Here is a 1,069-nt window from a genome sequence, read left to right as displayed (position 1 = left end):
AATATAAACGATGTCCTGTAACAAAATAATCACTAGTGAATAAACGATGTCTTGGAATTTTTACCGTAAACGATGTTCTGGAACATATCAACTAGCTGCTAGTTAGAATACAAGGAGGTTCAAAATGGATAGTACACAAGTTGAAATAAATAATCAAACTCCTCAAACTCATGAAAAACAGAGTAAGGGGTTATGGTTTGAGGCCTTGAAACAATTGTTTAAGAATAAGGCTGCTATGGTAGGGTTAGGGATTATAGGACTATTGATATTAACTGCAATCCTTGCTCCATTATTAGCTCCTTATGACCCTTTGGAGACCAAGATTTTATATAGATTAAAAGCACCATCTGCTCAACATTTATTAGGAACTGATGACTTAGGTCGAGATATATTCAGTCGGATTATTTATGGTTCTAGAATTTCATTGCAGGTAGGTCTTATTTCAGTAGGAATAGCTCTAGTTTTTGGTGTTAGTGCGGGAGTTATAGCTGGGTATTATGGTGGCAAGATCGATATGTTGATTATGAGATTGATGGATATAATGCTTGCTTTTCCTAGCATCTTGCTAGCGATTGCTATTATGGCAATCTTGGGACCACAGTTGAGCAATGCTATGTTAGCTATTGGGATTGTAAATTTACCCCGTTTTGCTAGAATTGTTAGGTCTTCTGTCTTAACAGTCAAAGAGGAAGAGTATATTGAAGCAGCTAAATCTTTAGGTGCAAGTGATTTAAGAATTATGCTTGGACATTTATTACCTAATTGTTTAGCTCCATTAATCGTTCAATCTACTCTAAGTATAGCGGGAGCCATTTTGGAAGCGGCAAGCTTAAGTTTCTTAGGTTTAGGTGCTCAACCACCAATACCAGAGTGGGGAGCTATGTTAAGTGCTGGTAGAGCATCTTTGCAGATAGCACCATGGGTAGTTGCATTTCCAGGGCTAGCAATTGCTATTACAGTATTAGGATTTAACCTATTTGGTGATGGATTAAGAGATGCTTTAGATCCGAAAATGAAGGATAAATAAATTAGTCGCTAGCTATTGGCTATTAGCTACTAGCTTAAAGAT

The 1,069-nt window shown here is 36.9% G+C and carries 1 protein-coding gene; it reads left to right on the top strand.

Going from position 1 to position 1,069, the window contains the following annotated elements:
• Positions 1-124 precede the first annotated feature (124 nt).
• Positions 125-1,027 carry a nickel transporter permease gene (gene nikC, locus BX659_RS18760; protein WP_097017623.1) on the top strand — a complete coding sequence of 301 codons (903 nt, stop codon included), beginning with the start codon at positions 125-127 and terminating at the stop codon, positions 1,025-1,027.
• The last annotated feature ends 42 nt before the right edge of the window (positions 1,028-1,069 follow it).

Origin of the sequence: Orenia metallireducens (assembly GCF_003001995.1) — a bacterium.
In the GTDB taxonomy this organism is placed as follows: Bacteria; Bacillota; Halanaerobiia; order Halobacteroidales; family Halobacteroidaceae; genus Orenia; species Orenia metallireducens_B.
This window is presented reverse-complemented; position numbering and strand designations above follow the sequence as displayed.